We start from the raw sequence: 20,993 nt of genomic DNA, 5'->3' as shown, positions 1-20,993 counted from the left end.
ATGAACCTGTGATTCGTTGATTTGTTTTGGCGCAGCCATTCGTTGATGACATGGTGCGGAAATGTGCCTTACCCTGCTCGGCGTGGGCAACAGCTCGCGCCAGGAGAAGGCGGACTGTTGTCCATCTGGAGCAGGCATTGTAAGGAATACGGCGCGTGGGAGCCGCCTCTGCAAAGTTGTAGCATCCTGGGCTCCCACGCCCAGGGAAGAGAAGCCAGGTTTCTCCCAGAAACCTGACTTCTCGATTGTGTCATCCCTGGCGCTTTTGAGTGCTGAAGCGCTCATTTTCATAGGGTTACGTTTGACTTGTGGCAAGAACTATCTAAGATTGTAGACAACTGTTTGTAGCAAGCGAAGACGCGATGGGAGGGTACATGCGGGAAAACATAGAACTTGTAGGGAATGTCGGTCGTCTGGCGGCTCATTTCTACTTGCCAGAGGGCACGCCGCCTTTTCCCACCGTGGTGCTATGCCATGGGATTACTAGTTGCAAAGAAAATTATGCTGACATCGCGCAATTCCTCCAAGGAGAGGGCTTTGCTGTGCTGGCCTATGATTGCCGTGGGCATGGGCAGAGCGAGGGTGCATTGGATGGCCAGGCCTGGCAGGATGTGGGCACGATCTTGTCCTATCTGCAGAGCCGGCTCGAGGTAGACAGCGGGCGCATTGCATTGGTTGGATCGAGCATGGGCGCGCACAACGGACTGCGTGCTGCTGCCGAGTATCCGTCTTTGCGCACAGTAGTTGCTTTCTGCACCGCTGCCGGGGAGCAACTCAAATCTGGGCTGCTCAATGCTGACTACTGGCATTGGATCCATCTCTCCGGCGGGAAGGTGCGCGTGACCTTACCGGATTATTTGCTCTATCTAGAGAGTGCGGATATCTTTGACCTGCCGGCACGCATCAGACCACGTCCCATTTTCTTCATCCACGCCTGCGACGATGAATTCGTCCCATATACGGTCAGCGAACGCTTGTATGCGCTTGCCAGTGAAGATAGCCGTCTATGGTTGCTGGATAGCGGCGGGCACACTGGCCCACGCCATGACCCCCAGGTGCAACGCGAGGTGGCGGAGTGGCTGCATGATAAATTGGAGCATTGAGGCAAATGCGATACTATAGAACTTGATTCCCTCTATCTCAATGGTCTCGTCAAGGAAGGAGAGGCAATGACCCGGTTGAAATGGTGGCAAAAGGCAGTCTTCTATCAGATTTACCCCCGAAGTTTTGCTGATGGCAATGGAGATGGCATTGGAGATTTTCCAGGGATGATTGAGCGCCTGGATTATCTGCAGGATCTGGGCATTGATGCCATCTGGTTATCGCCGCATTATCCATCCCCCCAGTACGACTGCGGGTATGATGTGAGCGACTATACCGGAGTTGCTCCGGAATATGGCACGATGGCGGACTTTCAGCGCTTTCTGGACGGAGCGCATCAACGTGGCATCCGGGTCATCTTGGACCTGGTGTTGAACCACACTTCACACTTGCACCCGTGGTTTGTCGAGTCTCGGTCCAGCCGAGATAATCCCAAGCGAGACTGGTATATATGGCGTGATGGTAAGGATGGGCAGCCTCCCAACAATTGGTACTCTGCGTTCGGAGGTCCAGCATGGGAATATGACCCCACCACTGGCCAGTATTATTACCACTATTTCTTAAAACAGCAGCCTGATCTCAATTGGCATAATCCAGCGGTCAAGGAAGCGATGTGGAAAGTCGTGCGCTTCTGGCTGGAGCGAGGCATAGATGGCTTTCGCCTAGATGCCATTGGCACTATCTTTGAAGATCTGGCGATGCCAGACCACAGTGTCAAGATGTCGCAGGTGGAGTTGTATCATGCTTTACGTAACGCCAAAACTGCAGAAGAACGGGCCAGGCTTTTGGAGCAGCAGGATGAGTTCTATGTACATCAAGTTGATCAGCCCGAAACGCATGAATTGATGCGTGAGTTGAGGGCGCTTGTTGATGAGTACCCAGAGCGCATGCTAGTGGGTGAAGATGATGATATTGCCTACTATGGAGATGGGCAGAACGAACTTCATCTCCTGTTTAATTTTCCGTTGATGCGGACGGATCGCATAACCCCAGCCTGGGTGAGAGCGAATCAGAAGGAGCGACTGAATGCGTTACCTCCAGGTGCATGGCCATGCAATACGCTGGGCAATCACGATACAGACCGGCTGTACAGCCATTTTGGCGATGGGCGGAACGATGCCGAGATAGCGAGGCTGTGTGCAGCACTCATGCTTACCCTCCGTGGTACGCCCTTTCTCTATTACGGTGAGGAGATCGGCATGACCGATTTGTTGCTCACGGACGTGTGCCAGTTCCGGGATTTGCTCGGAGTTATCGTGTACCAAGTGGAGACAGAGATTCTAGGGACTCCGCCGGATGAGGCTGTGATTTATGCCGCACGCATTGGTCGGGACAAGTGTCGCACACCAATGCAGTGGGCGAATGCTCCTAATGCTGGTTTCAGTCCCCTTGGCGTGCAGACCTGGCTGCCAGTGAACCCCAACTATGCTCATGGTGTTAACGTTGCGGATGAACTGGCGGATCCTGATTCGCTGCTGAATTTCTACCGGCGGTTGTTGCGAGTGCGCAAGCAAACTCCAGCGCTTATCGCTGGCGAGTATGTACCCTTGCATGAGGATGCCCAGGACTATTTGGCCTTTCTGCGCAGCAGCGAGAGCGATGGACAGAGTTGCCTGGTAGTGCTGAATATGTCTAACAAGTCACATGTGCTGAGTTTTGATGTGCCTGCAATGACAGCACGCGTGATTTTCTCTAGCCGCTCACGAGGCAACCCTATTGACACGCTAACGCATCTTCCCATCGCGCCTTTTGAAGTGTACATAGGTGAATTGACATAATAACAGACTCGTTGAGTAATGAGGATAACAAGGTTATGGAAAAACTGAATTACAAGGGATGGCCCAATAGTTATCGCTTGTCCAATGGCTTAGTTGACCTTGTAGTGACCACGGATGTTGGTCCACGCATTATCCGCTTTGGTTTTATCGGTGAGGAGAATGAATTTAAGGAATACGAATCCATGCTGGGCAAGGTGGGTGGCGATGAATGGCGCATCTATGGGGGGCATCGTCTATGGCATGCACCCGAAGCCATGCCACGCACTTATTTTCCTGATAATGGCTCTGTTCAGTTGGAAACATATCCAGATTTTGTGCGCCTGATACAGCCTGTAGAGATGGCCACGGGCATACAGAAGGAAATGGATATTCGCTTTTCGCGCGAAGGACCCCATGTGCAGGTTACCCACCGCTTGTGCAATACCAATTGCTGGGCAGTAGAGCTCGCTCCGTGGGCGCTGTCAGTGATGGCTCCAGGAGGTACGGGGATTATCCCCCTGCCGCCACGTGGCGCACATGCAGAATTTTTGACACCACTGAGCACCATTGCTCTTTGGGCATATACGGACATGGCTGATCCACGCTATACATGGAGCAGTAAGTATATCCTATTGCGACAGGATCCAAGGGCCAAGACGCATCAGAAAATCGGGGCGATGGTCCCAGATGGTTGGATAGCCTATGCTCGTAATGGGCATCTTTTCTTGGTCCGCTTTGACTACGTGCCAGGGGTACCGTATCCGGACTTGGGCTGCTCAGCAGAGATATTCACCGATGCGGAGATGTTGGAGATCGAAACGCTTGGGCCACTGGTTCGCTTGCAGCCTGGCGCTGCAGTTGAACATACCGAGTATTGGTTCCTCTTCCGCGATGTGCCTGTGCCCCAGGACGATGCTGACGTGGATGAACATATCTTGCCCAAGGTGCAGATAGCGCAAACGACTGACCGATAGGGCTTTTGGGTGGGGAGATATGCCTTGCTGATCGGTCTTGATTTGGGCACGACCAATTGCAAAGCTGTGGCATTGACTGCCGATGGATGTGTTGTTGCCAGCGCGTCCAGTTCATACAGCCTGCAATCGCCTCATCCCGGTTGGGCAGCGCAAGATGTGCGCGAAGTTTGGCGTGGCGTAGTAGAGACCATACGTACTTTAGCGGTAAAGCTGGATCGAAGGCAGCTCCATGGCCTTTGCCTCAGTGGCGCCATGCATAGCTTATTTCCTGTTGATAAAGAGGCTAGCCCGCTGGCCTTGGCGATGACCTGGGCTGATAACCGTGCTTTGTCCTATGTGCCTGCTCTGCGTGCCCAGACTGACCCCTATGCCTTGTATCAGCGCACTGGGTGTCCACTGCGCTCTACTTATCATCCTGTACGTTTGCAGTGGTGGCTGCGGGAATCGGTATGCCAAGGAGCTTCGCGCTTTGTTGCCATCAAGGACTGGGTACTGCATCGTTTGACTGGTATCTGGGCTACCGACTTGAGCTTAGCTTCTACTACGGGGCTGCTCAATCTCGAACATCTGGATTGGGATGCGGAAGCGCTGGGTCTGGCTGGAGTGACACCTGATCAGTTGCCACCCCTCATCTCACCTGCAGCAGTGGTCGGAGAATTGAATCAGCAGGTGGCGAGTGAGATGGGCTTGCCACGAGGCTTGCCCGTGGTAGCGGGGGCTAGCGATGGAGGCTTGGCAAATCTAGGTGCTGGGGCTGTATCCCCTGGGCAGGTTGTGGTTTCCATCGGCACCAGTGGTGCCATCCGCAAAATCGTTCCGCAGCCGCAGTTTGACGTCGCTGAGCGCACCTGGTGTTATTTTCTCGTGGACGGACGTTGGTTTGCCGGTGGGTCCATCAACAATGGTGGACTGGCATTGCAGTGGATACGCGAGAGGTTCTACCCTGAGCTGCCCGCGGAGCTAGGGTATCAGCAGCTGCTGGAGGATGCGTCTACGGCCCCTGCTGGTGCTGGCGGTGTGCTGGTATTGCCTTATTTCAGTGGTGAGCGCAATCCACACTGGAACCCTACGGTGCGGGCAGTCATCTATGGCTTGAGTCTAGAGCATACTCGTGCGCATGTGGCACGCGCCACTTTAGAGGGAGTAGCCTTTTGTCTGGCGGATGTCTGGGAAGCCCTCGCGGGGGGAGACCAAGGAGAGGAACCAGTGCGGCTCACTGGAGCTGTTGTCCGTTCTCCCGTATGGATACAGATTCTGGCAGATGTGCTGCGCATCCCTCTCATGCCAGTGGAGGTGCCTGATGCATCCGCCCTTGGCGCAGCAATGCTCGGCCATTGGGCCTTGGGAAACATGAAGACCCTTGGGGCTTCGCAAGCCCCAAGGGTCTCTACTGCTTTCATGCCCAATCCAGAACAGTGCGCCTTTTATGCCTCAAGGCATCGGGTATTTCAGAAACTGTACCGCCTTCTAGAATAGGCCGCCATTGGCGGAAGAAAGATGCTATCTCCCTTCCAGGGAGATGAAATCAGGGGTTCATCAGCCATCGCCTTCGACAAAAGTCATGCCCTCAATCTGCTCAACAGCGGCTATGACCGCTTTGCGCAGACGCATCTCTAACTGCGATTGATCCGCAGCCTCCGTAATAGGCAGGTCGAGGGTTAGCGCTTCTAGTATTTGCCACAAGCCTACCGTGCCGCGATCCGCCTTAGGTTGCTGTGGCTCAAGCTCCAAAACTAGTTGGCGAATGCGCTCCGGTGTAATGGTGGCCAGGAATTCCTCCAATTCCTGCTCATTCATAATGCTCTCCTTCTGCTATATGGTTTCGGAGGCCTCAACTTACTGCGGCGCACGGCCGCCAGCTTATACTGCTCAGGAGCCATGGAACCCAATGATGACTTGCTCGCCCATTACGATAGTGGGCACCTTCCGTTGCCCGCCGTTCAAGGCTAACATTCGCTGGAGCATATCCGGCTCTTGGAGCACATCATACTCTACATAAGGCAGGCCATCATGTTCCAGCTTGCGCCTTAGGGCACGGGTATAAGGACATCCAGCTTTGCTAAAGATCTGGACCGCATTTGGCGCTGGCGTCGCGGCTGCACTTTTGCTCTGTGAACCGTCTGGTTGCATACGGGATTTGCATTTGCATGGTCGCGTAGGTTGTTGCGTCATGGTGAATTCATTCCTCTGCAAATGTTGGTCATGATGTATTCATGGACAACGTGCTTTTGGTGTTGGCACATTCGACACACGTCCGGAATCGAAAAGCTGCTGGCAAGAGGCGACAATGCCCTGCAGGCGTTGCCAATTGAGGGAATAGTAGGCCCAACGTGCATCGCGGCGTGTGCGTACTAATCCCGCCGCGCGTAGCACCGCCAGATGATAGGAAGCCAGTGGTTGCGATAGTTCAAGCGCCTTTGTGATATCGCACACGCATTGCTCGCCACTGACCAAAAGATCGAGAATGCGCAACCGTGTCTCGTCAGCAATGATGCCCAGGTCAGCAGCGAGGTCCTTCAGGATGCTAGGTTCTGTCTGCGCAATTTGTTGCAGTTCTGTCGTTATGATTTTCATGAGCGTAGCCCATTTGTATAAACCGACATTTATATATTATATACAACAATTTTGCCCAAAAGTCAAATTGCTGTGCACTTCGCAGCTACCGTAACATGCCTCGGATAATCACATCCACAGCGGTCTCCTCATCCAGACCGCGAGCCATCAATGTCTCCAGTTCCTTCTTGTCCACGGTGCCAATGGCTGCTTCATGGGTTACGTACGCACGGGGATCCGTTACCTTGACCACGGGGATGGCATTGGCTATCGCTTTATCGCGTACAATTTCGATGCAGTCCACATGGCCACGAGCAAAGGGGGCGTTTCCTTCGGTTGTGCCGATTACCTCACTGGTGGCTTGATCGCGCACAGCAATGCGTGCCTTAGCTAGGCCACGCGCCGCCTCGCCATTTAAATGGATAGTTTCTTTCACAGAGATGGTATCTGTACCGTAGCCATAGGCTTTGGTGGTCAGCTCAGCCACTCCGTGGGCGCCTACGTCCACTACGTAATCCAGATCTAGCTTGCCCACACGACCGGTGGTCAATGTGAATTCTGCTGTATACTGCCCACCTTCATCTACGACAATCTGGGCTTTGGGCAGCACTTCGGCGCCCCCTTCTTCACCGTGATAATGAGTCTCGGAGTATTTCATTTGAGCGTCGCGGCCTACATGGATCTGCGCTTCCATGAGGTGCACAATGCGCTTGGCATTGGGGAAGGTGCAGTGAGCGATGAAATCCGCTTTGGCCCCTGCGCCAATTTCGAATTCGGATAGGATGCGCTGCGTGCCTTCCGTCGGGATCACTCCAAAGCAGAGATGGGCCGGGGTGTCCAGTTTGATCCCTGGTTCAATTACTACTTTGACCCGCACTCCATCTGGCAATGGTTCAGAGATGAGGTGAATCCCAGCGACTTCGTTTGCACCCAGGATGCGATTGCCGCTGACGACCAGGCTGGCCACACGCGATGACTTGAGGAAATGAGGATTGCCCCCTGAGCGCTCATAGGCTTTCAAGATAGCTTCAAAATCGCTCATACTCATCTCCGACGGGCTCCACGGCTTCGGCCGTCACACACGGCTGGCAACGGCTGGTGTAATAGTCGCACATCGCCTGCGGTTTTCCAACGCGCAGGATTTCGCCTGCGCACATCAACGCTGCTTTATCAGCCACCGATACCATCTCGTTGCGGTGTGTAATGAGCAGCACAGAAGTTCCCTCTGCAGCCAGGCGGCGAATCAGACGGGCAATGTCATCCAGCGAAAGCACATCAATGCCCGAATCGGGCTCGTCGAGGATGGCTAGACGCGGGTGCATTGCATAGACGGCAGCCAGTTCGATGCGCTTCCGTTCGCCACCGGAAAGGGCATCGTTGACGGTGCGTTCCAGATAGGAGAGCGGAGAGAGAGCTACGGCGTTCAGTGCCGCTTCCATCCGCTCCCGCAATGGTTCCTTCATTCCCAGCGCGAGATAGTCCTTTACCTTCAGTCCCTCAAAGCGGGCAGGTTCTTGCCACGCTAGGGTCATGCCTAGCCGTGCGCGTTCGGTAATGGAGAGGTTGGTAATGTCCTGGCCATTGAAGAGGATGCGTCCCTCGGAAGGGCTATATCCCGCACAACCCATCAAGGTGTAAGCCAGGCTGGACTTACCTGAGCCATTGCGGCCCAGGAGTGCAAATACCTGCCAGGGCGCAATTTCAAAAGTTACGCCGCGCAGGATCTTTTTCTCTTGTCGTTGCAGATGGAGATTCTCCACGCGCAAAAGATAGCCATTGTGCATTTTGCACCTCTTTCGCATTGAGTGTGTTTCCACAGCGTAGAAAGAGCCTCTACCTGCCAGACGTAGATATGCATCTTCCAGGCAGAGGCTCCCCGTCGGCAATTAGACAGTCAAGGGACACATGCTTTAAGAGACGGTCCCGTGACCACAAGTTATATTATAGCCATGTGTAGCAGAATAGACAAAGCTTCATTACGCTTGCGCCAACAGATCGTTACCAGGTGATGCAGGCGATCTTGATAAAAGGGGGTGCTCCTGTGGTAAGAGTTGTGGCAAAAACTTCACCAGGAGGAGCACCCCCTATGGCCGATCTGGCCTACCGGGAAGTATACACGATGAATCGCGTAAGCAAGACACATCTCGTGCAAACCTATCAGGAAACGGGCAGCATCAGCGCCACAGCTCGCCACATCCTGCGCCGCCATCGCCCTCCACAACATCCATGCCGTGGGTCCCATCTACCGCGGTGGAACGCAAGGGGAGGCAGAGAACCTGGCCAGTGCTTACCGTTACAGCCTGGAACTGGCTTCCAAGCACGGCATCAAGAGCGCTGAAGGAATTGGTTTAGCACGGCAACAGGGCAACCTAGAGAACATGAGTTCTTGACACAGAGCCATCGCGATTCGCAGTGAATGCTCTCGCTGGATAACGGGTTGTTTCAAGGGCTGACCAAAGCGCCACGCGCCCAACGTCACCGCTCACGGGCGGCGGGTACGCCGTCGCGTGGACCCGTTTGTTAGGCTGTCCGTCTTGGTTTTGGTTTCCGCGCCTGGCAGGGGGACGATCTCTTTCTCCGCCTCCGGATAGGGGCCGTCAATCTCCTGCTGCAATTCAATGGTCCGCGCCAGCGCCGTGACGATGCGGCAGTAGGTACGGATGTCGTCCAGGGTGAGGGTGCGGTCTCTGCGGTCTTTCAGCCACTTGTGGCACACCTGGTAGCCGCCGATCTGGTACGCCCACACCTCGGGCGGAACGCCCTCGAAATACTGGTTCGGGTTGATGTACACGCGCTTCCGCTCGGCGTCGTAGCGAAGGCCCTTCTTGCCCGAGACGATCACCTTCCCATCCCCCTCGCCCTGGAAGCGGGCAATGGGCGGATCGAGTTCGGGCGATTTGAGCAGGTGCAACGCGACAAGCCGCTCGCCCAGCGCGGCAAGTTGCCTGAACAGTTCCGCGTCCGCCGTAAAGGGGATGCGCGGGAAGTCCATCCGCAGAAACTCGGCGTACTTTGTCCGGTATGTGGGCGCGTAGAGCACGGCATAGACGTAGTGGAAGATATCCTCTGGGGTGGGTTCCCAGCCGTAGGCCGACGCCAGCGCCGCCACGACCGTGGGATCGAGATTTGGCTCCCTCTCGTCTGGCTCAGGCTTGCTGAAGAGGTCCTTTTTAGAGGTGTCAGGGTAGAGGTAGAGAGGGAAAAGGTAAGAAATTGAAACAGCGGAGGTTATCGAATGAGCATCTATTACTGAATTGGCTACAAAAACCTGCTGTATTCCTGATGTATCCATTTGCCTTGCGGTGACCAAGCCCACATTCTCCCCCGCCAGCATGTGGCGCATGAAATGGGGATAACACCATCTAAGGAAACCCTTGTTCCTACCCGTATAATACGTGTATCGAACATCAAATGGCCGATAGAGGATTGGCACTATCCGTTCCTTATTGAAACCAAAGGTATTTAGATCTTTTTGGGCTGCGGTAATAGACCAATCTCTCGCGTCTTTGCCCAACTGAAATGCTTGCCGAGCCAATTCTGGCGGCATCTGTGAGAACGTAAGCACCGTGTGCCAAACTTCATCTCTGGAAAATTGGATTGCCAAACGGTCGCGGCCGGCAATGAGGCCCGTGTTGGACTCGACGAAAACGTTATTGACGGAAGGGAATCTGCTATAGTGCTCGAAATATGCTTCGCTCTGTGGCACAAAGAGATAGAAGGGCAGTTTAGGCTTTAGCTCCCGCCAGCCTGTATCTGCGATGTCATGTGCCTTCAGCCACTCGTACTTCGCCTCGCGGGAGCCGTATAGGTCCGCATGCCGGACCACGGCGTCGGATTTTGTCTTGCCGCCGCGCTTGACGAAGAAGGCGATGGCGACACCCTGGCGGATGTCGAAGACGTTCTCGTCCTTGCTCCCGTCGGGAGCGGTCTCTTTCTTGAGAGAATTGCCGTGCAGGTCGAGGACGTAGATTTCATCGAAGGTCCGCATGAGGCTCTGGCGCATCCCTCGGAACGTCGGGTTGTCCAGATAGCCGTGATTGGTGATCATACCGACCACGCCGCGCCCGGCCTGCTCGATCTTCCATTGCGCGAAGCGCAGGAACTTGACGTAATCGTCCTGAAGCCATTTGGGGTTCTTTTCGCCCAACGGTTTGCCGTCCACCTGCTTGTAGGTCTCGATCAGCCCGCGAATCCACGCGCCGGTATTGGCCGAGTGGCCGGAGTAAGGCGGGTTGCCCAGAATGACCAAAATAGGCGTATCACGCTTCACCTGCAAGGCAAGATGGGATTCTTCGGCTAGCGAGGAGAGCCCCGGCAGCTTGCTGCCCTCTAGTTCGCTCATGTCCAAGGTATTGGTCAAATAAAAAGGCATTCGTTCGTTATCTGCCAGGTGATAGTCGAATTCGTCCAGGAAGAAACTCATCTTGAGGTGCCCGATGGCGTAGGGGGCCATCATCAGTTCGAAGGCGTAAAAGTTCTTGAGGATGTGGCGGCGGATGAAATCGGCGCGGCCGCCTTGGCCGTACTTGGCCACGAACTCGGCCACGGCCCGTTCGGCGGCGCGGGCGATGAAGGTCATGGTCCCGGCGGCGGGGTCGAGCAGGGTCACGTCGTCGGAAGCGAGGCCATCGCGCTTGCCGAAGTGGGTCTTGAGGATGCCGCGGAGGGAGCGGACGATATAGCCGACGACGGGCTCCGGGGTGTAGTAGACGCCGCGCCGTTCGCGTTCGGCGGGATCGTACTGGGCAAGGAAGGTCTCGTAGAAGTGGACGATGGGGTCGCTGCCCTTGCCCTCGTGGTAGTAGCGGTCAAGAATGCCGGGGACGTCGGCCACGGCGAGCACCTCGGCGATGTCGTCCACGCACCAGGCCAGTTGCTCCGGCAGTTCGCCCAGCGAGATAAACCGGAACAGGTCGCGCAAAACGCCAATGGTGTGCGGGATGGCGTCGAAGGCGGCGCGGCGGTTGAAGCCGTCTCCGGCGCGGGTGCGGGCGGCAAAGAGGCCGTAGGTGATGGTCTGGGCGAAGAGGTCGGCAAAGTCCTCGGGCGTCAGGGCGCCGATCAGATAGGTCTGAAAGGCCTCGAAGAAGCCGGTGAGAACGCCGGGCGCATCCTTCTCCTGCGCGAGCTGCTGAGCGACCACATCGCGCAAGAAACGCGTGCGCTTGGCCAGTTCGACGGCCAGCGATTCCGCCGTGAACGACTGCGGGAGGGAGAAATCGAGGAACCGGTCGAGAAGGGTGCGAAGGTCGTCTCCCTTTTCGAGAACCGGAGTTGTGTGCAGGCGGGTCAGCACGAAAGGGCGCGCCGCGAGCACTGTCTGAATCCGTTCCCCGTTCCGATAGAGGCGAAACTCAAAAAAGTTGGTGAGGATGAGGTTCGGGAATGTTGCGCGGTAGCGGGTGAGTTGCTCCGACTGCTCGATCTCGTCAAGCCGTTCTTCCGTCGGTTTCTTGGCCTCGACATAGCCGACGATCCGGTCCGTGCCGTTCCACAGGCGGAAATCGGGGTTGCCCGCGTCCGTCGGCTTTGGGAGGGTCGTCACCCGGATGTGCTTCCGCCCGGTTGCATCGGCAAACGTCTTCAGCATGTTGGCGAGCGCGGGGTAGAAGCTCTCCTCCCGCGCGTCGCCTTGCTGGGCAACGGCGTGTAGCTCCTTGAAGTAGGCTTTGAATGGCGTCGGATCGCTCATGTCATCCTCGTTTCTGGCGGGCTAACGGCGCGGACGCGCAGCGTCCGCGCTAACTATTGAGTAGACCGAACTATTTCGGCCTAGCTACCCCGATTCCTAGACAGAATCAATTCGGTATAGCGTGCTTGAAAGTTGACTTATGCCAGTTTCGGCTATAATACCTGAAGTCTTGACTGGGCAATCGGGTTAACGATGCAGGTCCGACGACGCCTGTATTATGCAACACAAATCTTTTCTTGTCAAGTTCGAGGAGACAACCTATGGAGGAGCAACGCCCCAAGAAACTGTTGGACCAGGTCCGCGACGCCATCCACCTCAAGCACTATTCTATCCGCACCGAACAGGCCTACGTCGGCTGGATCAAGCGCTACATCTACTTCCACGGCGTGCGTCACCCGTCCGAAATGGGCGCTCCCGAGGTCGAAGCCTTTCTCACCTACCTGGCCGTCAAGGAAAACGTCGCTGCTTCGACACAGAACCAGGCCCTCAGTGCCCTGCTCTTCCTCATATCGCGAGGTACTCCACCAGGACCTGGGTCCCGTTGACGCCCTGCGCGCCAAGCGACCCAAGCGGCTGAAACGTCTATAGTCGTTGTCACTTGCTCATCGGGCACGGTGTGTAAATGGGCCATTCCCAGCGCCTGTGCTACGGAATAAGGCCGACAATGTGGTACAGGGCAGTTAGTGTATGAAGCGATAGCCCCATGTCCGACTGCGCAAGACAGGCTGCAGGGTCGGCTGCCCGCGGGAAAGCTTCGGCTGTCCAATGACTGATGGCCTTGTGATCGGGGTGTTCCGAGATCCCGTCAAGCGGCCAGGTAAGCAGTATCTATGCCGAAGCTCCCGCACCACAGCGACGATCTGCGCCACGGCTTTCTCGATGAAGAGTTTCCATCTTATTCCGTTTCTCTGGCCTTGAGTTCAGCAATGCGCTCTTCCACCGCCTTCGCCTCAGCCTGTAGTTCTTGCAAGTACTCCTCGAGCCAGGCAATACGCTCCTCACGAGTAGGGAAGCGTCGGCCAAAGCGCATCATGCGCGGGCCAAAGCGCATCCAAGGGCCAAAAAATCCCTCGTCCCAGCAACAGCCATAACCATGATGGCTACGATATTCGCCGTATTCACGCATCTCTTTCACCTCTTTTCTTTCTTACCAAACTGTGCTTCATATTCACTGAGGAAGCGGTCCAATCGCCGGCGCGTGCGGCGGACGTTCGCTGCCCAGGCGTGCAGGTAATCCAATCCCTCCTCGGTGATTTCATATACGCGTCGGGCTGGGCCGCCGCCCTCTGTGTCCCAGGATGAACGGACCAGCCCTTCTTCTTCGAACTGGCGCAGGGTGCGGTAGAGCAGACCGGGGTCAGCGCCAGGGCTGTCTTCATCCTGAGCCAACCGCTCCATCAGGTCATAGCCGTGGGCAGGTGCTTGAGCCAAGAGCAACAGCAACCAGGGCTGCACGAAGCCTCGCACTCTGCCTCTGGGAGGGCAACAGCGGCCTGCACTCTCGTCAAACTCTTCGTGATGTTTGCCGCACATATAATCTCCTTTTATCTGATATGATCTTCTATATGAATTACACATATATTATACCACAAATGCTCTCATTTGTCAAATCAACGCATGATCCCGGAGCAGAAGCTTCACCGCACGGTAAGTATCCGTGGGTTTTTGATGACCCTTATTGCAGGCTGCATCGCAAGGCGAAACATGACAGCTTTCTGGATAAAGTACCGCTTACTTTGTTCCACCGCCAAAGCGAGCTTTCCAAGCGGGGTCGTTGATGCCATTGGGTGGTGCTTCACCCTTCACCAGCGCCACCGCAGCAGGCAGGAGTGGTCCCAGGAGCTCCATGTGTTGGCGCACTGCCTGAGGGCTGCCTGGCAGGTTCACAATGAGGGTTTTGCCACGGATGCCCGCTACAGCGCGGGAGAGCACCGCAAATACGGTGTGTTTGCCGATACCCTTCCATGCGCATGAGCTCTGCTAGCCCAGGCATCTCCCGTTCAATGACCGCCAATGTCGCCTCAGGGGTTACATCGCGGAGCGTTAGGCCAGTGCCACCGGTGGTGAGAACGAGGTCCACGCTCTGACGGTCCACCAGATCGAGCAAGGCGGCCTGAATCTGTGCTTTTTCATCGGGGACGATTGCATACGAAACCACCTTACCTCCAAAAAAGCACATTTCCCCAGAAGCTAACCGTTCGTGTACCTTGATGGGATCGGCCTCAGGTCGGAAACGAATGTACTCCGCAATGTCATTTTCGTGAAGCAGGGCAGTGGTTATTGGCACACGTGGCATCACTTCGGAGATAGGCTCGTCTAGCAGTCGCTCCATTAGTACCATGCGGCGATAGATGGTCTCGCCTAGTATCTTGAACCAGAGGCTCTTGACGCCCTCCTGACGCCATACCTCAATGGCTCGCCTCAGTATTTCTGGCAGAGTCTTGTGTGTGCTCATTCAGTGGCGACAATCCTATTCGAAACGCTACGGATGCCGGTTAGTGCGCCATTGCGTGCAACGAACAGCATGCCAGATTTGAGCAAGTTCGTGCCTGACTAGGAAGCGGTCCGTAAATACTGACTTGCTACCCGCTCTTTCGTAGATTCAGGTTCCCAGAGGAATCTTTCGAAGATGGTAGAGCACTCTTTCTGCCGTAGCTGGCAGCCGATCCAGCCATATCCCGGTTGCATCGTGAATCGCATTGAGAATGGCTGGCGCAGTAGACAAGGTGGTCATTTCGCCCACTCCTTTGGCACCATAGGGGCCTGTGGGATCGGGCACTTCTACAATGATTGGCACAACCTCGCCTGGCATATCGAGAACGGTGGGAATCTGATATTCCGCAAAGTTGCGTGTGCGCACCATACCTTCTAGCTGGATGAACTCTTCTATCAAGGCATAGCCCAACCCCATGTGTATCCCACCGCCTATCTGACCCACGATCATATCAGGGTTCACGGCTTGGCCCACATCATGGGCGGCCCATATTTTGAGCACGTCCACTACGCCTGTTTCCGTATCCACTTCAACCAAAGCAATCTGCGTGGCGTAGCCGTAACTGATATGAGGATCGCATTGGCCGGTCTCAGGGTCATAAGCGCTGGTGGGGCGGACGCTGCGTCCGTGGTAGGTGTACTCTGCTGTGATGTGGCGCTCTCCGCTCTCTGCATGCAATACGTCCTCTAGCTTTGCCTTAGCTGCCCGGCAAGCACGCAACACGGCATTGCCAGACATATAGACATGCCGTGAAGCCGAGGAGGAGCCAGCATCCGGCACCTCTGCGGTATCCAGCGGGGCAATCTCTACTCGATCCAAGGGTACATCCAGGGCCTCAGCAGCGATCTGTGCCAGAGCGGTGTGCACTCCTTCGCCAACGTCTGAGGCGCCAACCAGCACGCGCACGTGCTGGATGGTCCCTGACTCTTCCAGGGAGAGCTCCACGCGCGCCGTAGTCTTGTCATCGAAGCCAAAAGAGTAGCCGACGTTTTTGTAAGCGCAAGCCACGCCGATGCCACGGCGCTTATGAGGCGCGGAAGGTCGACCTAGGTCGGGCTTGAACCAGTGGCCGTTTTCCTCGCGCCAGCCCGCAGCCAGCGCCGCTCGTCGCAATGTTTCCTTGATGCCTACCCCAGGAGGCATGCGGTTGCCAGTCACAGCGATCGATCCTTCTTCAAAAAGGTTCTTCAGACGCAGTTCCACTGGATCCATGCCCAGCGCTTCAGCGAGTTTATCCATCTGTTGCTCATAGGCCACTGGAGCCTGCGTGGCGCCAAATCCGCGCATGGCCATGGTCACGGCGTTGTTGGTATAGACGGTGTAGCCATCAATCTTGGCATGGGGGATCACGTAAGGTCCGGCAAAGAAACTGGTAGCATTGGCCAGCACAGGGACGCTAGTAGAGGCGTAAGCTCCGGCATCAGAAATGCCCTCGATTTCCACAGCAGTGAGCCTGCCGTCGCGGGTTGCGCCCCAGCGATGGCGCAGGTAGAAGGGATGGCGCTTGCCAGTGCGCATTACAGATTCCTCGCGGCTGAAGACCATCTTCACCGGACGGCGGACGACATAAGCGCACAGGGCTAGCAAATGTTGGATGTACATATCCTCCCTGCCACCAAATGCCCCGCCTACGGCGGGTACAATCTCGCGGAGCTGGTCTTGTGGCACGTTAAGCATATGCGCGATCTGATGGAGGTCGTCATGTGGCCACTGCGCAGCAGAGATTACCGTTACCCGACCTTGTTCATCAATATAGCCCAGGCCGGCTTCTGGTTGCAGGTAGGCATGCTCTACGTGGGGGGTAATGTAATATCCTTCGACAATCACATCGGCTTGGGCAAAGCCCACCTCGATATCCCCCTTGCGGATGCGGAAGTGTTGCAGGATATTGGTGTTCCCGCGTTCATCGTGCACCAAAGGAGCTCCTGGCTTCATAGCCTCGCGCGGGTCAGTAACCACGGGCAAGGGCTCGTAATCCACCTTCACCAACCAGCGAGCTTGCTCCGCGATTTCTTCCGTCTCCGCAATGACGATGGCAATGCGGTCACCTACCCAGCGCACCTTATCCCCTTCCGCAATCAGTACCGGCTGATCCCTGATGTTAATGCCGTACTCATTGACTGGCACGTCGCGGTAGGTGATAACCTTGACCACACCGGGCAGTGCCTCTGCCTTGGATGTGTCAATGCGCCGCACACGGGCATGCGGATACTCGCTCCACGCCACTTTAGCGTGGAGCATCCCAGGCATAGAGAAATCACCGGGGTAGCGTGCTTGTCCGGTAACTTTCTCCCAAGCGTCAACACGCGGCAAGCTTTGGCCTATGACCTTGGTGTCCATCTTTCCTCCTCTCTGCGGGGTGGGCACTGCGCTCTAGTCTAGCCAGCGCTCTAGGATGCGCACGGCCAGGCTAAATAGAATCATAGCAAACAATGCCAGTATGAGCAAATCAAGAGCGCAGGCCCTCCAGGCGGTTCCGGACAATGCGGCGCGCAGTACCTCTACCGCATAAGTGAGCGGCAAGAGCCAAGCAATCACCCGCAAGGGCAAGGGTAGTGTATTGATGGGCACGAAGACGCCGCCAAGGAACATCATCGGGAAACGGATAAAGTTTGCCAAGGTTTGTGCCTCGAACACCTCTTTCACGGCTATTGATACGAATGCGCCCAATGCAGGGAAAGCCGCCGCAGAGAAGAGCATGGCGAGGAACAACAGCAGCCAGTTGATGCCGGCAGTACCAAAGACTAGCAGCGCTATGAGCAGCACTACCAGCGTTACGGTCAGTCCAAAAGCCATTCCACCCAGTAGTTTGCCTGCCAGCAATGCAGGCAAACGTATCGACGCCAGCAACAGCCGCTCTAACGCACCGATGCGCCGCTCGAAAACAATAACGATGGCTTCCATCGAACTAGTCCCGAACAGCAAGGTCAATCCTAGAAGCCCTGGCATTAGCGTATGCACATCGTTCGGGTTGCGGATGGCAAAAGCCAGGACAAAGGCAAAGGGGAAAAGAATGCCCCAACTGATGTTGGGAGGCTTGAAGTAATAAGCCTCCAGATCTTTCAGGGCGATGTAGAACATACAACGCAAATCATCCCGCCACATTGCTTTGCCCTTTCCCTCCTTTTTCGACCACTATCACTTCGGCACTCAAACCAGTCAGTTGGACAAAGACGTCTTCTAGTGTCGGGCGGACAGTACTGATTGCCAAGATATGCCGATCTTTACTCTGCGTCAAAGCCAATTGGACGGTGGCCACCACATCCTTGCCATAGAAGCGCATAGTACGGATGTTCCCATTGGGGTCGGCAACAGTCGCTTCCACCACCACGTTGCTCTGAGCTAGTGCCTTTAAGCCATCCACAGTATCTAGAGCAACAATACGCCCCTGGACAATAATGGCAATACGGTCGCACAATTGCTCGGCTTCTTCCAGATAGTGCGTGGTCAAGAAGACGGTTACTCCCTCATCGCGGAGTGCAGCGATCATGCGCCGCGAATTTCGCGCGCTTATCACGTCCAAGCCAGTTGTGGGTTCATCTAGGAAGAGCAGCGGCGGGCGGTGCGCTAGCGCAGCCGCGATGGTCAATGCGCGTTTCATACCTCGCGAGAGTCTGGCATCGGAAAGGCTTAATGTAGCCACTCGGTATGATCTACCAAGCGACCGTTCAGATAAGCCTGCACGGCCTCATCAATGGAAGCGATATCTGTGATGATGGGGCGGATGCCAGCCTGGGCCATGCTCTCGTAGGCGCCAGCACCCATCCCCCGCGCCAACAGCACTTGGCAGTCGGCAATGGCGGCTGCCATGCGGGCATGGCGACTTTGCGCGCCAGCGTCAAAGCCGTGGCCGCGCGGGTCAGTCCCATGGGACTCTTCGGCATGTGGTTCGCCAACGAATTGCGCATGACCCATTTTATCACGTATTTCACGTGCTACGATTTTGTTGTCTTCGATCGTGACGACGACATAAAACGGGGCACGTCCAAAATGTTGACTGATGATCTTTCCATCTTCAGATACAGCAGCGATCTTCATAGTCTTTCCATTACTCCTTTTCTTTTCCTGATTTTTCTTCAGAGGGCAGTGGCTCTAGCGCTTCGTCAGCGATTTTCTTGGCAATGCGCTCGACATCAGCCATGTCAAAGTCCAACGTAGGCACTTTCTCCATTCCCTCCTTGGCGATCACTGTCTCATAATCATAAGGTATCTCTAACCTTTCTAGTACCTTGCTGGCGCAGCGATTGCCACAGCCATTGATGACAATCAGTCGTCTAGCGCGCTTGGCGATGTCTACGTGCGGCTTTGAGTCGGCAGCGACGGCAGTGATGCAACACATACGCGCCGCTTCCTTAGAGTTTGTCAACTCAACTGCCACCTGATGGCCGACCTGACCCACGCTGGCTGCTCCATCGCAAGCCAGAATGATGTCTAGGTTCTCTGCCTCTTTGGCGCAAACTGGCAGCAACCTGACGGGTGCTTCTTGCTTTACCTCTGTCATTTCGAAAGATCTACTTTGCTTTATTCTCTCAAGATACGAACTTCGCCAGGAGCCTCTCCAGCTCATTCTTCATCCTGATGGTATCGAAGTAGAGCCCGACCACGGCGAAGATCATCTTTTGCTTCACCAAGCTGCCGTAGAAGGTATTCAGCGTAGAGCGGCTCGATGCTGCGTGCGATAGTCTTGTAGCGCTTGAGGATGGTGACCACATTGCCCTGGGTAGCCAGGTATTCTGCGGTCTCCAATCCTAGCATTCCTCCGCCAATCACAATGTTGCACTGGCCTGTGAAATACATTCTCTTTGCGAGCAGTTCTTGGGCTATTAGTACATTCGGTCCATCCACACCAGGGATATCTGGAACAGCCGGTTCGGAGCCAGTGGCTAGTATGACCACATCTGGTTGTCCGTCTCGCACTGTTTGTGCATCTGCCATCTTCCCCAGGTATATTGCTACTCCTAGCCGGGAGAGTTCATATGCGTAGTATTCCGTTACCCAATTGAGCTTCTCCTTTCCAGGTGGCACGGAGGCGATATTGAGAGCACCACCGAGATGCTCTTTCTTCTCGTAAAGAGTCACCTGATGTCCACGCAAGGCTGCCACTCGTGCCGCTTCCATCCCCGCCGGGCCACCGCTGATCACCACTACTTTTCTCTTGACCTTTGCAGGGCTTATTTGTGAAACATCCTTGCTCTTGCCTACAGCGGGGTTCACCGAGCAACGCAAAGGTGCATCCTCGACATGCCTGGCAACCACGCACTCGTTGCAGCCAATGCACTTTCTGATACTCTTCGCTGGCTAGTGCCTTGTTAGGCCATTCCGCATCGGCGATTAACGCTCGGCCGAGGGTGACAAAATCTGCCTTTCCTGTCTCGAGAATCTCCTCAGCCATGTGTGGCTCACGAATGACTCCCACGGCTATCACCGGGATGCTGACCGCATGCTTGATTCTTTCCGCCAGGTATACCCTCCAGGCTTGGGGATAAGGCATTGGTTCCAAGCGCTTCTCCTTGCCCCCCAACCCAAAATCGGGGTGAATGGCATCCGCACCTGCTTCCTGGAGACGTTGCGCGAACCAAGCCGCATCTTCCAAAGTAAGCCCGCCTTTCAGCAAGTCCTCAGCTACCAGGCGTACCATGACCGGAAAAATCGAAGCCGAGATGGGACTTGATGCCCACAAGGATTTCGAGCAGGAAACGCAGGCGATTCTCCTTGCTACCACCGTATTCATCTTGGCGCTTGTTGCTAAGAGGGGAAAGGAATTGATTGATGAGCAAGCCGTGACAAGCCTGAAGCTCCACGGCGTCAAATCCCGCCTCCCAGGCCCGCCGCGCTGCCTGCATATATTTGTTTGCTATCTCCATGACCTCTTTCTGGCTGAGTGCTCTAGGGCAGAGGCCATCCTTGGGCCTTGGCACAGCCGATGGAGCAACTGGACTTTTCCCTTCAGTAAAGCGTAAATCAGCGCTCATTCCAGGATGTGTTAGTTCCACGGCGGTTAGCGCGCCGGACTCGTGGACTGCATCTGCCAATCGCTGCAGGCTCGAAATGAAACGATCCTCGTCTATGCGTGGTTGCGCGGCTCCGTGTCTGCCGAGAGGGTAATCAATACAGACGTTTTCCACAGTGACTAGCCCTACTCCACCCTCAGCCCTTTCGGCATAGTGTGCAATCAGCTCTTCAGTAATTTCCCCATCTGCTCCTGTCAAGTTAGTGGAAATCGACGCCATAATGATGCGATTTTTCAGCTCCATCTTCCCGATGGGGCCAGGTTCGAATAGTTTCGAGAGCAGGGCGCTCATCTGTGTTGACCTCTATGTTGTTACCTCATGGTATTGCGAAGACTCGCTTGATTATTACATAAAGATAATAATCTTTTATATGTATAATGCATATATATTATACACAATAATAGCCTATTA

At 55.3% G+C, this 20,993-nt stretch carries 20 protein-coding genes and 2 pseudogenes; 6 read left to right on the top strand and 16 right to left on the bottom strand.

Annotated elements, in window-relative coordinates; translation table 11 throughout:
- Positions 1 to 374: 374 nt before the first annotated feature.
- The 4 genes from H5T67_00565 to H5T67_00550 all read left to right on the top strand — a co-directional run bounded on the left by H5T67_00565 (position 375) and on the right by H5T67_00550 (position 5,308).
- The gene (locus H5T67_00565) at positions 375 to 1,103 is read left to right on the top strand and encodes an alpha/beta hydrolase (GenBank protein MBC7243810.1); all 729 of its coding nucleotides are present in this window, start codon (positions 375 to 377) and stop codon (positions 1,101 to 1,103) included.
- Positions 1,104 to 1,169: 66 nt separating this feature from the next.
- The gene (locus tag H5T67_00560) at positions 1,170 to 2,879 is read left to right on the top strand and encodes an alpha-glucosidase (protein MBC7243809.1); all 1,710 of its coding nucleotides are present in this window, start codon (positions 1,170 to 1,172) and stop codon (positions 2,877 to 2,879) included.
- A gap of 35 nt (positions 2,880 to 2,914) precedes the next feature.
- Positions 2,915 to 3,832, top strand: coding sequence for a hypothetical protein (locus H5T67_00555; GenBank protein MBC7243808.1), 918 nt, complete (start codon positions 2,915 to 2,917; stop codon positions 3,830 to 3,832).
- Positions 3,833 to 3,856: 24 nt separating this feature from the next.
- Positions 3,857 to 5,308, top strand: coding sequence for a gluconokinase (locus tag H5T67_00550; protein MBC7243807.1), 1,452 nt, complete (start codon positions 3,857 to 3,859; stop codon positions 5,306 to 5,308).
- Between the two features lie 60 nt (positions 5,309 to 5,368).
- On the opposite strand, the gene H5T67_00545 is transcribed toward H5T67_00550, so the two are convergent.
- From H5T67_00545 to H5T67_00525, 5 genes are all read right to left on the bottom strand, one after another.
- Positions 5,369 to 5,629, bottom strand: a complete 261-nt coding sequence (locus H5T67_00545) for a hypothetical protein (GenBank protein MBC7243806.1) — start codon at positions 5,627 to 5,629, stop codon at positions 5,369 to 5,371.
- 72 nt (positions 5,630 to 5,701) lie between these two features.
- Positions 5,702 to 5,962: a glutathione S-transferase N-terminal domain-containing protein gene (locus H5T67_00540; GenBank protein ID MBC7243805.1), complete on the bottom strand. Its 261-nt coding sequence runs from the start codon at positions 5,960 to 5,962 to the stop codon at positions 5,702 to 5,704.
- An 81-nt stretch (positions 5,963 to 6,043) separates the two neighbouring features.
- Positions 6,044 to 6,406, bottom strand: coding sequence for a winged helix-turn-helix transcriptional regulator (locus tag H5T67_00535; GenBank protein MBC7243804.1), 363 nt, complete (start codon positions 6,404 to 6,406; stop codon positions 6,044 to 6,046).
- Positions 6,407 to 6,491: 85 nt separating this feature from the next.
- Positions 6,492 to 7,433: a SufD family Fe-S cluster assembly protein gene (locus tag H5T67_00530; GenBank protein ID MBC7243803.1), complete on the bottom strand. Its 942-nt coding sequence runs from the start codon at positions 7,431 to 7,433 to the stop codon at positions 6,492 to 6,494.
- Positions 7,414 to 8,169 carry an ABC transporter ATP-binding protein gene (locus H5T67_00525; protein MBC7243802.1) on the bottom strand — a complete coding sequence of 252 codons (756 nt, stop codon included), beginning with the start codon at positions 8,167 to 8,169 and terminating at the stop codon, positions 7,414 to 7,416. The genes H5T67_00530 and H5T67_00525 overlap by 20 nt, the downstream gene beginning before the upstream one ends.
- A gap of 357 nt (positions 8,170 to 8,526) precedes the next feature.
- Here H5T67_00525 and H5T67_00520 point away from each other — a divergent pair, with 357 nt between their 5' ends.
- On the top strand, positions 8,527 to 8,775 hold the full coding sequence (locus H5T67_00520; GenBank protein MBC7243801.1) for a macro domain-containing protein: 249 nt from the start codon (positions 8,527 to 8,529) through the stop codon (positions 8,773 to 8,775).
- A gap of 92 nt (positions 8,776 to 8,867) precedes the next feature.
- On the opposite strand, the gene H5T67_00515 is transcribed toward H5T67_00520, so the two are convergent.
- Positions 8,868 to 12,077, bottom strand: a complete 3,210-nt coding sequence (locus tag H5T67_00515) for an N-6 DNA methylase (protein ID MBC7243800.1) — start codon at positions 12,075 to 12,077, stop codon at positions 8,868 to 8,870.
- 260 nt (positions 12,078 to 12,337) lie between these two features.
- Here H5T67_00515 and H5T67_00510 point away from each other — a divergent pair.
- Positions 12,338 to 12,665 (top strand): annotated as a pseudogene (locus H5T67_00510) (phage integrase N-terminal SAM-like domain-containing protein).
- 307 nt (positions 12,666 to 12,972) lie between these two features.
- Here the strand turns inward: H5T67_00510 and H5T67_00505 are convergent.
- The 10 genes and pseudogenes from H5T67_00505 to H5T67_00460 all read right to left on the bottom strand — a co-directional run bounded on the left by H5T67_00505 (position 12,973) and on the right by H5T67_00460 (position 20,873).
- Complete coding sequence (locus tag H5T67_00505; protein ID MBC7243799.1) at positions 12,973 to 13,203, bottom strand: DUF5320 domain-containing protein; 231 nt, start codon at positions 13,201 to 13,203, stop codon at positions 12,973 to 12,975.
- A gap of 5 nt (positions 13,204 to 13,208) precedes the next feature.
- The gene (locus H5T67_00500; GenBank protein MBC7243798.1) at positions 13,209 to 13,610 is read right to left on the bottom strand and encodes a helix-turn-helix transcriptional regulator; all 402 of its coding nucleotides are present in this window, start codon (positions 13,608 to 13,610) and stop codon (positions 13,209 to 13,211) included.
- Between the two features lie 198 nt (positions 13,611 to 13,808).
- Positions 13,809 to 14,256 (bottom strand): annotated as a pseudogene (locus H5T67_00495) (MogA/MoaB family molybdenum cofactor biosynthesis protein).
- Positions 14,257 to 14,679: 423 nt separating this feature from the next.
- Positions 14,680 to 16,911: a xanthine dehydrogenase family protein molybdopterin-binding subunit gene (locus H5T67_00490; GenBank protein ID MBC7243797.1), complete on the bottom strand. Its 2,232-nt coding sequence runs from the start codon at positions 16,909 to 16,911 to the stop codon at positions 14,680 to 14,682.
- A gap of 33 nt (positions 16,912 to 16,944) precedes the next feature.
- Positions 16,945 to 17,676, bottom strand: coding sequence for an ABC transporter permease (locus tag H5T67_00485; protein ID MBC7243796.1), 732 nt, complete (start codon positions 17,674 to 17,676; stop codon positions 16,945 to 16,947).
- Positions 17,663 to 18,172 carry an ABC transporter ATP-binding protein gene (locus H5T67_00480; protein ID MBC7243795.1) on the bottom strand — a complete coding sequence of 170 codons (510 nt, stop codon included), beginning with the start codon at positions 18,170 to 18,172 and terminating at the stop codon, positions 17,663 to 17,665. The genes H5T67_00485 and H5T67_00480 overlap by 14 nt, the downstream gene beginning before the upstream one ends.
- Positions 18,173 to 18,201: 29 nt before the next feature.
- Positions 18,202 to 18,609, bottom strand: coding sequence for a dinitrogenase iron-molybdenum cofactor biosynthesis protein (locus tag H5T67_00475; protein ID MBC7243794.1), 408 nt, complete (start codon positions 18,607 to 18,609; stop codon positions 18,202 to 18,204).
- Positions 18,610 to 18,619: 10 nt separating this feature from the next.
- Positions 18,620 to 19,072: a zinc-binding protein gene (locus tag H5T67_00470; GenBank protein MBC7243793.1), complete on the bottom strand. Its 453-nt coding sequence runs from the start codon at positions 19,070 to 19,072 to the stop codon at positions 18,620 to 18,622.
- Between the two features lie 471 nt (positions 19,073 to 19,543).
- On the bottom strand, positions 19,544 to 20,209 hold the full coding sequence (locus H5T67_00465) for a hypothetical protein (GenBank protein ID MBC7243792.1): 666 nt from the start codon (positions 20,207 to 20,209) through the stop codon (positions 19,544 to 19,546).
- Complete coding sequence (locus H5T67_00460) at positions 20,190 to 20,873, bottom strand: NADH:flavin oxidoreductase (GenBank protein ID MBC7243791.1); 684 nt, start codon at positions 20,871 to 20,873, stop codon at positions 20,190 to 20,192. Before H5T67_00460 ends, H5T67_00465 begins: the two co-directional genes overlap by 20 nt.
- Positions 20,874 to 20,993: the final 120 nt, after the last annotated feature.

Source organism: Chloroflexota bacterium (assembly GCA_014360905.1).
In the GTDB taxonomy this organism is placed as follows: domain Bacteria; phylum Chloroflexota; class Anaerolineae; order UBA2200; family UBA2200; genus JACIWX01.
Note: the sequence above shows the minus strand (reverse complement) of the source record. Positions and strands in the feature narration are given on the sequence as shown.

Bases quoted from the DNA above. Each gene is read 5' to 3' on its own strand.
- H5T67_00565 (MBC7243810.1), top strand. From the start codon at position 375: ATGCGGGAAAACATAGAACTTGTAGGGAATGTCGGTCGTCTGGCGGCT.
- H5T67_00560 (MBC7243809.1), top strand. From the start codon at position 1,170: ATGACCCGGTTGAAATGGTGGCAAAAGGCAGTCTTCTATCAGATTTAC.
- H5T67_00555 (MBC7243808.1), top strand. From the start codon at position 2,915: ATGGAAAAACTGAATTACAAGGGATGGCCCAATAGTTATCGCTTGTCC.
- H5T67_00545 (MBC7243806.1), bottom strand. From the start codon at position 5,629: ATGAATGAGCAGGAATTGGAGGAATTCCTGGCCACCATTACACCGGAG.
- H5T67_00540 (MBC7243805.1), bottom strand. From the start codon at position 5,962: ATGCAACCAGACGGTTCACAGAGCAAAAGTGCAGCCGCGACGCCAGCG.
- H5T67_00535 (MBC7243804.1), bottom strand. From the start codon at position 6,406: ATGAAAATCATAACGACAGAACTGCAACAAATTGCGCAGACAGAACCT.
- H5T67_00530 (MBC7243803.1), bottom strand. From the start codon at position 7,433: ATGAGTATGAGCGATTTTGAAGCTATCTTGAAAGCCTATGAGCGCTCA.
- H5T67_00525 (MBC7243802.1), bottom strand. From the start codon at position 8,169: ATGCACAATGGCTATCTTTTGCGCGTGGAGAATCTCCATCTGCAACGA.
- H5T67_00515 (MBC7243800.1), bottom strand. From the start codon at position 12,077: ATGAGCGATCCGACGCCATTCAAAGCCTACTTCAAGGAGCTACACGCC.
- H5T67_00505 (MBC7243799.1), bottom strand. From the start codon at position 13,203: ATGCGTGAATACGGCGAATATCGTAGCCATCATGGTTATGGCTGTTGC.
- H5T67_00500 (MBC7243798.1), bottom strand. From the start codon at position 13,610: ATGTGCGGCAAACATCACGAAGAGTTTGACGAGAGTGCAGGCCGCTGT.
- H5T67_00490 (MBC7243797.1), bottom strand. From the start codon at position 16,911: ATGGACACCAAGGTCATAGGCCAAAGCTTGCCGCGTGTTGACGCTTGG.
- H5T67_00485 (MBC7243796.1), bottom strand. From the start codon at position 17,676: ATGTGGCGGGATGATTTGCGTTGTATGTTCTACATCGCCCTGAAAGAT.
- H5T67_00480 (MBC7243795.1), bottom strand. From the start codon at position 18,172: ATGAAACGCGCATTGACCATCGCGGCTGCGCTAGCGCACCGCCCGCCG.
- H5T67_00475 (MBC7243794.1), bottom strand. From the start codon at position 18,609: ATGAAGATCGCTGCTGTATCTGAAGATGGAAAGATCATCAGTCAACAT.
- H5T67_00470 (MBC7243793.1), bottom strand. From the start codon at position 19,072: ATGACAGAGGTAAAGCAAGAAGCACCCGTCAGGTTGCTGCCAGTTTGC.
- H5T67_00465 (MBC7243792.1), bottom strand. From the start codon at position 20,209: ATGGTACGCCTGGTAGCTGAGGACTTGCTGAAAGGCGGGCTTACTTTG.
- H5T67_00460 (MBC7243791.1), bottom strand. From the start codon at position 20,873: ATGAGCGCCCTGCTCTCGAAACTATTCGAACCTGGCCCCATCGGGAAG.